At 64.5% G+C, this 8,205-nt stretch carries 8 protein-coding genes; 6 read left to right on the top strand and 2 right to left on the bottom strand.

Annotated elements, in window-relative coordinates:
• Positions 1-114: 114 nt before the first annotated feature.
• Positions 115-801 (bottom strand): histidine phosphatase family protein, encoded by a 687-nt coding sequence (locus I8746_RS20010; protein WP_221100975.1) that lies wholly within the window; start codon positions 799-801, stop codon positions 115-117.
• Positions 802-980: 179 nt separating this feature from the next.
• Here I8746_RS20010 and I8746_RS20005 point away from each other — a divergent pair, with 179 nt between their 5' ends.
• The 4 genes from I8746_RS20005 to I8746_RS19990 all read left to right on the top strand — a co-directional run bounded on the left by I8746_RS20005 (position 981) and on the right by I8746_RS19990 (position 4,331).
• Positions 981-1,550: a GNAT family N-acetyltransferase gene (locus tag I8746_RS20005; RefSeq protein ID WP_003249850.1), complete on the top strand. Its 570-nt coding sequence runs from the start codon at positions 981-983 to the stop codon at positions 1,548-1,550.
• A gap of 149 nt (positions 1,551-1,699) precedes the next feature.
• Complete coding sequence (gene tesB / locus I8746_RS20000) at positions 1,700-2,569, top strand: acyl-CoA thioesterase II (RefSeq protein ID WP_088513246.1); 870 nt, start codon at positions 1,700-1,702, stop codon at positions 2,567-2,569.
• Positions 2,566-3,156 (top strand): HAD family hydrolase, encoded by a 591-nt coding sequence (locus I8746_RS19995; RefSeq protein WP_003249853.1) that lies wholly within the window; start codon positions 2,566-2,568, stop codon positions 3,154-3,156. The genes tesB and I8746_RS19995 overlap by 4 nt, the downstream gene beginning before the upstream one ends.
• Before the next feature lie 164 nt (positions 3,157-3,320).
• On the top strand, positions 3,321-4,331 hold the full coding sequence (locus tag I8746_RS19990) for an NAD(P)-dependent alcohol dehydrogenase (RefSeq protein WP_010955388.1): 1,011 nt from the start codon (positions 3,321-3,323) through the stop codon (positions 4,329-4,331).
• 88 nt (positions 4,332-4,419) lie between these two features.
• Here I8746_RS19990 and I8746_RS19985 read toward each other — a convergent pair whose 3' ends face one another.
• Positions 4,420-5,121 carry a FadR/GntR family transcriptional regulator gene (locus I8746_RS19985; RefSeq protein ID WP_003249857.1) on the bottom strand — a complete coding sequence of 234 codons (702 nt, stop codon included), beginning with the start codon at positions 5,119-5,121 and terminating at the stop codon, positions 4,420-4,422.
• Positions 5,122-5,380: 259 nt separating this feature from the next.
• On the opposite strand from I8746_RS19985, the gene I8746_RS19980 reads away from it, so the two are divergent.
• A complete protein-coding gene (locus I8746_RS19980; protein ID WP_088513243.1) occupies positions 5,381-6,733 on the top strand; it encodes an MFS transporter in 1,353 nt (450 codons plus the stop codon).
• 19 nt (positions 6,734-6,752) lie between these two features.
• Entirely contained in the window at positions 6,753-8,108 is a 1,356-nt protein-coding gene (gudD, locus tag I8746_RS19975; RefSeq protein WP_221100974.1) for a glucarate dehydratase, read from the top strand.
• The last annotated feature ends 97 nt before the right edge of the window (positions 8,109-8,205 follow it).

Raw genomic sequence — 8,205 nt, 5'->3', positions numbered from 1 at the left:
GCATCGACGCTGAAACCCCGGGGCTGCTGTGCAGCCCTTTCGCGACGCAAGGCCGCTCCCACACGGATCGCGCCAGCTTTCAGAAATTGAGCAAGACAGTTGCTCCCACAGAGGCTATTTTCCTGTGCTGGCCAATACCCGTTGCCAGTCCGGTTCGTTCAAGCGCCCCAGGATGCGTGCCTTGCCATTGCCATCCACCGATACGAACAGGGCGCTGGCATAGTTGCTTTGACGTTCGCCGCCGGCAACGTGCTGCTGGCGGGCAAAGTGGTCGATGCAGCCGTTGTGAGTCACCAGCACCAGGTTGTAGCCCGCGCGTTTGTGTGCAAGCGCTTCGTTGGCGAACTGGCTGTCGCAGCTTTCGAGCCAGTCCTCGCTGGCCACCGCCTGACCCAGTATGAAGTGCGCGGTTTGCCGGGTGCGCAGTTTCGGGCTGCTGAGCAGGTCGGCTTTGTTCAGGCCCAGCTGGTGCAGCCCTTGGCCCACGCGGGCAGCGGCCTGGCTGCCGCTCAGGGTGATCCCCGTGGAGTCGTCCAGGCAGGGGCCGGGGGCGCTGTCGCAGCGTTCGGCGTGGCGGATCATCACGATCACCGCACCGTCGGCCCAGTCCTGCAGCAGGCCGCTGTCACTCAGTTGTTGCTCGTTGCCAAGGTCCACGATATGCGTCCTCGTCGCCAGCCAGGTGGTCAACGCCGCCACAACCATGCACAGGCCCAAGGCGGCTCCGACGGCTTTGCGAGTCAGGCGTCGCTTGCGCCGGGCATGAATGGCGGGGTGCCCCAGGGTGTTGCTCGATAGCATGCGTTGCTCCGTTGGCAGTGCCGCGGCTGGCGCGGTGGTGGATGGCGGCATCCTGCCAAGCGGCCTGTCGGGGGCCGGTGAAGGGCGTGTGAAAATTGCATTTGGCGGCTGCCGGCTGGGTGAAACCCGCGCCCGCGCCTACGCTGTAAACTGCAAGGCGGTAAACCGGAGCAGGCCCGATGACCCCCATCCTCGAACTGGAAAGCGCACGGCTGGTGCTGCGCCAATGGCATGACGATGACTTGCGCGAGTTCGCCGCACTGTGCGCCGACCCACAGGTGATGCGCTACTTTCCGGCGCCGCTGACGCGCGTTGAGGCGGCTGCGTTGATCGGCCGCGTGCGTGGGCATTTCAATGAGTACGGTTTTGGTTTGTGGGCCCTGGAGCGCAAGGACAGTGGCGCGTTCATCGGCATGACCGGGTTGCTCAATGTCAACTTCGACGCGCCTTTTGCCCCGGCGGTGGAGATCGGCTGGCGCCTGGCACGTCGTCACTGGGGCCTGGGCTTTGCCAGCGAGGCGGCGTGGACCTGCCTGCGTTGTGCTTTTGCCCAATTGCGCCTGGAGGAGGTCGTGTCGTTCACCAGCGAATGCAACCTGCCGTCGCAAAAGGTGATGCAAGCCATCGGCATGCAGCAGGACCTGCACGGCAGCTTCGAGCACCCCCGGCTGCCCATCGGCCACCCGCTGCGCCCGCATGTGCTGTACCGGATCGATCGCGCGCATTGGGAGCGCACCCTGCGCGCCTGAATGCACAGCCATGCCCGGCGCGAATGACAAACGCTGTATCATTTGCCTACTTGGAAGGCGCTTGCCCGTAACACGTTCAGCGCCTGTGAAATCGAGCGCCGCTCGGGCGGCGCATCGCGAGCTAGGCTCGCTCCTACGGAGAACCGCCGATGAGTCATGTGTTGGACGACCTGGTCGACCTGTTGAGCCTCGAATCCATCGAGGAGAACCTGTTCCGTGGACGTAGCCAGGACCTGGGCTTCCGCCAGCTTTACGGTGGCCAAGTGCTGGGCCAGTCGTTGTCGGCTGCCAGCCAGACAGTGGAGGACGCGCGCCATGTGCATTCGTTGCACGGCTACTTCCTGCGCCCGGGCGATGCCAGCCTTCCAGTGGTTTACTCGGTAGACCGCGTGCGCGATGGCGGCAGCTTCAGTACACGGCGGGTGACGGCGATCCAGAAGGGCCAGACCATCTTCACCTGCAGTGCATCGTTCCAGTACGACGAGGAAGGCTTCGAGCACCAGGCGCAGATGCCTGACGTGGTCGGCCCGGAAAACCTGCCTACCGAAGTCGAACTGGCCCGTGCCATGGCCGACCAGTTGCCCGAGCGCATTCGCGACAAGGTGCTGTGTGCCAAGCCGATCGAGATCCGCCCGGTCACCGAGCGCGACCCGTTCAACCCCAAGCCGGGCGAACCGGTGAAGTACGCCTGGTTCCGCGCCGACGGCAACCTGCCGGACGTGCCTGCCCTGCACAAGTACATGCTGGCCTACGCCTCGGACTTCGGCCTGCTGACCACGGCGTTGCTGCCCCATGGCAAATCGGTGTGGCAGCGCGACATGCAGATCGCCAGCCTCGACCATTCGCTGTGGTTTCACGGCAACCTGCGCGCCGACGAGTGGCTCCTGTACGCCACCGATAGCCCCTGGGCCGGTAACTCCCGTGGCTTCTGCCGCGGCAGCATTTTCAACCAGGCCGGGCAACTGGTGGCATCGTCGAGCCAGGAAGGCCTGATTCGCCATCGCAAGGACTGGGCATGAGCCTGGGCGAGGTGCGCAACTGGGTGTTCGACATGGACGGCACCCTGACCGTGGCCGTGCACGACTTCGCCGCCATTCGGGTGGCGCTGGACATCCCGGCCGAACACGACATCCTCACCCACCTGGCGGCCTTGCCGGCAGAGGAAGCGGCGGCCAAGCATGCCTGGTTGCTGGAGCACGAAAGGGACCTGGCAACGGCCTCCACGGCGGCCACCGGGGCGGTGGAGCTGGTGCGCGAGTTGGCCGGGCGCGGGTGCCGGCTGGGTATTCTGACCCGCAATGCGCGTGAGCTGGCGCATGTAACGCTGGAGGCCATCGGCCTGGCGGACTGCTTCCCGGTGGAACACATTCTCGGGCGTGACGAGGCTGCGCCGAAGCCGAGCCCGGATGGGCTGCTGAAGATTGCCAGCGCCTGGGGCGTGACGCCGAGCGAACTGGTGATGGTGGGGGATTACCGCTTTGACCTGGACTGTGGGCGGGCGGCGGGGGCGCGCACGGTGCTGGTGAACCTGCCGGACAATCCCTGGCCGGAACTGGTGGATTGGCATGCGGCGGATTGCCGAGCGTTGAAGGTGATGCTGGGCTGATGCGTGTGTTGGCCATGCGGGCCTCTTCGCGGGCATGCCCGCTCCCACAGGTATTGCGCACGTCTCGGGGCCTGTGGTGCCTCTGTGGGGGTGGGCGTGCCCGCGAAAGGGCCGGATCTGTCTATGCTGAACCCCATTCTTTGCTCTGATACGGAGACCCACCCATGAGCAGCAAGGCCATCTACGTACAACCCGGCGGCGGCTACGACAAGGTCGAGGTCGGCACCTGCGAGGCCCAGGCCCCCCAGGCCGGCGAGATTACCGTGCGCCTGCACGCCAGTTCCCTCAACTACCACGATTTCGCCGTGGTCAGCGGCATGTGGGGCCCGAGCGAGCGGCGCATCCCCATGGCCGATGGCGCCGGCGAGGTGGTTGCGGTGGGGGCTGGCGTCACTGAGTTCCAGGTCGGCGACAATGTGGTCAGCACCTTCTTCCCCGACTGGCTCGATGGCCAGGCCAATGTCGAGGGCTTTGCCCGGGTGCCCGGCGACGGCATCGATGGCTACGCCCGTGAACAGGTGACTGCCCGCGCCACCGCCTTCACCCTGGCACCCCAGGGTTTCAGCCATGCCGAGGCTGCCACCCTGACCACCGCCGGCCTTACCGCCTGGCGGGCGCTGATGAGCGATGATCACCTCAAGCCCGGCGACACGGTGCTGGTGCAGGGTACCGGCGGTGTGTCGATTTTCGCCCTGCAGTTCGCCAAGCTGGCGGGCGCGACCGTGATCGCCACCTCGTCCAGCGATGCCAAGCTGGAGCGCCTGAAGGCCCTGGGTGCCGACCACCTGATCAACTACAAGAGCACCCCGGCCTGGGGTGAGAAGGTGCGCGAGCTGACTGGCAACCGTGGTGTCGATCATGTGATTGAAGTGGGCGGCCCGGCGACGCTGGAGCAGTCGATGATTGCTGCGCGCATTGGCGGGCATGTTTCGCTGATCGGCATCCTTACCGGGGTGGCCGGGCAGTTGCCGTTGGTGCAGGCGCTGGTGCGGCAGATTCGGCTGCAAGGGGTGCTGGTTGGCAGCCGAGCGCAGCAGCAGGCGATGGTGCGGGCGATCGACGCCAACGGCCTGCGGCCGGTGGTGGACAAGCATTTCGAGCTGGAACAGATCGTCGAGGCGTTCCGTTACCAGGAGAGCAACCGGCATTTCGGCAAGATCTGCCTGACCTGGTGAAGTGAGGGCAGGGTAGCTGGATGTAACGGCCACCCTGCACGCCACTCTGTTCGTAGCATCAAGCCCGAGGCCTTGCACTGCCTGACAGTCAGTCCGGCAGTAGCCGGTCTCGGCTGTTGGACAGGTGCAGGCACACTGCCGCCCGAGCGGCATCCGGGTCTTGTCGGCGGATGGCATTGAGGATCGCCTCATGCTCCAGGTTGGCCAGGTACGCTTGCCGCGCCAGCTTGGCCCCCGCGCGCTCGGCCAGGGCCATGCGGTTGCGCGGTATCAGGCCGTTACCCAGTTGCAGCAGCATCTCGGTGAAATACAGATTGCCGGTGGCCTCGGCAATCAGCAGGTGAAAGCGCCGGTCGGCTTCGATGCAGCTGTCGCCGGCAGCGGCCAGGTCCTGATAGTCATCCAGCGCCTGGCGCATGCGCGCCAGTTGCCCTTCATCACGACGCAGTGCGGCCAGCGCGGCAGCCTGGCCCTCAAGGCCAATACGCAGCTCCAGCAGGTCGCGCACATTCGCCGCGCTCTCCGCCGCAACGCGCAGGCCGGCCTGGGCCTGGCGCTCCATCACGAACGTACCGATCCCGTGGCGCGGCTCCACCAACCCCGAGGCCTGCAGCTTCGACAAGGCTTCGCGAACCACTGTGCGGCTGACCCCGTGCTCGCGCACCAAGGTGTTTTCCGAAGGCAGTTTGTCGCCTGGTTTGAAGGTGCCCAGCAAAATCTGCTGGGTCAGGCTGGAAACCAGGTCGTGGGCACGGCTGTGGCCGCGTTTGCGCGCGTGTTCGGGTTCCATGTGTGATCCGCTTCTTGATTGGCTTGTACGACAAGTTAATCGATAGAAATATTTTTTGCCGATTTTTCGCGCATCCAATTCAGCATGTAGTTGATCTGTTTTTGCACGTTAGGATCAAATTGGCATTGTGACAGCTTGTATTTTGCTATTTTGCCGACGTTAATGATCTTGTCGTACAACCTCGCTGCGAATAAGCTCCTCCCCACTGCCATGTCAGACAACCCGACCCGCACAAAAACAATTAGTGGGAGATCCGCAAGTGAACGACACCCTCGCTCCGTCTGCCCGGCATGAAGGCGACGCGTTGGCCAGTGCCGTGGCCAAGGTCAAGCGCCACGTCCTGCCGCTGTTCGTCATCATGTTCATCGTCAACTACCTCGACCGCGTCAACATTGGCTTCGTCCGCCCGCACCTGGAAAGCGACCTGGGCATCAGCGCTGCGGCCTTTGGCTTTGGTGCCGGGCTGTTCTTCATCGGTTACGCGCTGTTCGAAGTCCCTTCGAACATGCTGCTGCAAAAGGTCGGTGCCCGGCTGTGGCTGACCCGTATCATGTTCACCTGGGGGCTGGTGGCCACGGCCATGGCCTTCGTGCAGAACGAAACCCAGTTCTACGTGTTGCGTTTTCTGCTCGGAGTGGCCGAAGCAGGCTTCTTTCCTGGCGTGATCTACTACTTCACCCGCTGGCTGCCGGCGGCAGAGCGCGGCAAGGCCATTGCCATCTTCCTCAGTGGCTCGGCGCTGGCTTCGTTGATTTCCGGGCCGCTGGCCGGGGCGTTGATGCAGATCCAGGGCCTGGGCCTGCATGGTTGGCAGTGGATGCTGTTCATTGAAGGCATGGCCTCGGTGGTGCTGTGCTTCTTTGTGTTCTTCTGGCTCGACTCCAAGCCGCAGGACGCCAAGTGGCTGAGCAAGGCCGAGCAGGACGCGCTGGTCGCCACCATCGACCGCGAGCAGCAAGCGCGTGAGGCCATCGGCGCGGTCAGGCCGTCGGCCTGGAGCCTGCTCAAGGACCGCCAGATCGTGCTGTTCTGCCTGATCTACTTCTGCATCCAGCTGACCATCTATGCCGCCACCTTCTGGCTGCCCAGCATCATCAAGCGCATGGGCGACCTCAGTGACATGCAGGTCGGTTTCTTCAACTCGATCCCTTGGCTGATCTCGATCCTGGCCATGTACGCCTTCGCCGCCGGTTCCGCGCGCTGGAAGTTCCAGCAGGCCTGGGTGGCCGGCGCCCTGCTGGTCGCTGCCACGGGCATGTTCATGTCCACCACGGGTGGGCCGGTGTTCGCCTTCGTCGCCGTGTGCTTCGCCGCGATCGGCTTCAAGTCAGCGTCGTCACTGTTCTGGCCAATCCCCCAAGGCTACCTGGACGCCCGCATCGCTGCGGCGGTGATTGCCCTGATCAACTCGGTCGGCAACCTCGGCGGTTTTGTTGCCCCCACCACCTTCGGCTTGCTGGAGCAGCAGACTGGCTCGATCCAGGGCGGGCTGTACGGCCTGGCGGTGACCTCGGTGCTGGCGGCGATTGCCATCTTCTTCGTACGCACTCGCCCCAAGGGCGCCCCTTCCGATGACCTCAAGGCCCCTTCGGCCCTGGGCCAGACCCACTGATGACTGCGAGACAACAACCATGAATATGCAGACCAATCCCCCCGTACATGCCAGCACCCCGGTGGTCACCGACCTGCGCGTGGTCCCCGTGGCCGGCCATGACAGCATGCTGCTCAACCTCAGTGGCGCCCATGGCCCGTACTTCACCCGCAACGTGGTGGTGCTGCGCGACAGCGCCGGCAACACCGGCCTGGGTGAAGTGCCCGGTGGCGAGAAGATTCGCCAGACCCTGGAGGACGCCCGCAGCCTGGTGGTCGGCCAGCCGATCGGCCATTACCAGCGTGTGCTCAATGCCATGCGCCAGACCTTCGCCAACCGCGACTCGGCGGGCCGCGGCCTGCAGACCTTCGACCTGCGTATCACCGTGCATGCGGTGACGGCCATTGAGTCGGCATTGCTCGACCTGCTCGGCCAGCACCTGAATGTGCCGATGGCGGCGCTGCTGGGCGAGGGCCAGCAACGCGATGCGGTGAAGATGCTCGGTTATCTGTTCTACATCGGCGACCGCCAGCAGACCGACCTGGCCTACCGCAACGAAGCCGACAGCGATGACGACTGGTTCCGCCTGCGCCACGAAAAGGCCCTGACCCCGGAAGCAGTGGTGCGGCTGGCCGAGGCCGCCAAGGCGCGCTATGGCTTCAGCGACTTCAAGCTCAAGGGCGGCGTGCTGCGTGGTGAAGAAGAGATGGAGGCCGTGACAGCGCTGGCCGAACGCTTCCCCGAAGCGCGCATCACGCTCGACCCCAATGGCGCGTGGTCGCTGAAGGAGGCCATCGCCCTGTGCCGTGACAAGCACAATGTGCTGGCCTACGCCGAAGACCCCTGTGGCGCCGAGAACGGTTACTCGGGCCGCGAGGTGATGGCCGAGTTCCGCCGCGCCACCGGGCTGCCCACTGCGACCAACATGATCGCTACCGACTGGCGACAGATGGGCCATGCCATTCAGTTACAGTCGGTGGACATTCCGCTGGCCGACCCTCACTTCTGGACCTTGCAGGGTTCGGTTCGGGTGGCGCAGATGTGCAACGACTGGGGGCTGACCTGGGGTTCTCATTCCAATAACCACTTCGACATTTCGCTGGCGATGTTCACCCAGGTGGCGGCTGCGGCGCCGGGTGAAATCACTGCGATCGATACCCACTGGATCTGGCAGGATGGCCAGCGGCTGACGCGTGATCCGCTGCGCATTGTCGATGGGCATGTGCGGGTACCGGCGCGGCCGGGCCTGGGCGTGGAACTGGACGAAGACCAGCTGGCCAAGGCCCATGAGTGCTACCGCAACATGGGGCTGGGCGCGCGCGATGACAGCGTGGCGATGCAGTTCCTGATCTCGGGTTGGAGCTTCGATAACAAACGACCTTGCCTGGTACGGTAAGGCGGCTGGCCGCTCCCACCGGGATTGCGCAAGATTCTAGAAATTGAGCAAGCCAGTTGTTTCCACAGGCCCCACACCAGCCTGAAGCCAGGTGCAA

It is taken from the genome of Pseudomonas sp. USTB-Z (genome assembly GCF_019691255.1).
Classification (GTDB): domain Bacteria; phylum Pseudomonadota; class Gammaproteobacteria; order Pseudomonadales; family Pseudomonadaceae; genus Aquipseudomonas; species Aquipseudomonas alloputida.
The sequence above is the reverse complement of the archived record's forward strand: the minus strand, read 5'-3'. Positions and strand labels throughout refer to the sequence as shown.

What these genes read in the sequence shown, in the direction of transcription:
- tesB (WP_088513246.1), top strand. Translation starts at nt 1,700, where the DNA reads ATGAGTCATGTGTTGGACGACCTGGTCGACCTGTTGAGCCTCGAATCC.
- I8746_RS20010 (WP_221100975.1), bottom strand. Translation starts at nt 801, where the DNA reads ATGCTATCGAGCAACACCCTGGGGCACCCCGCCATTCATGCCCGGCGC.
- I8746_RS19995 (WP_003249853.1), top strand. Translation starts at nt 2,566, where the DNA reads ATGAGCCTGGGCGAGGTGCGCAACTGGGTGTTCGACATGGACGGCACC.
- gudD (WP_221100974.1), top strand. Translation starts at nt 6,753, where the DNA reads ATGAATATGCAGACCAATCCCCCCGTACATGCCAGCACCCCGGTGGTC.
- I8746_RS19985 (WP_003249857.1), bottom strand. Translation starts at nt 5,121, where the DNA reads ATGGAACCCGAACACGCGCGCAAACGCGGCCACAGCCGTGCCCACGAC.
- I8746_RS19990 (WP_010955388.1), top strand. Translation starts at nt 3,321, where the DNA reads ATGAGCAGCAAGGCCATCTACGTACAACCCGGCGGCGGCTACGACAAG.
- I8746_RS20005 (WP_003249850.1), top strand. Translation starts at nt 981, where the DNA reads ATGACCCCCATCCTCGAACTGGAAAGCGCACGGCTGGTGCTGCGCCAA.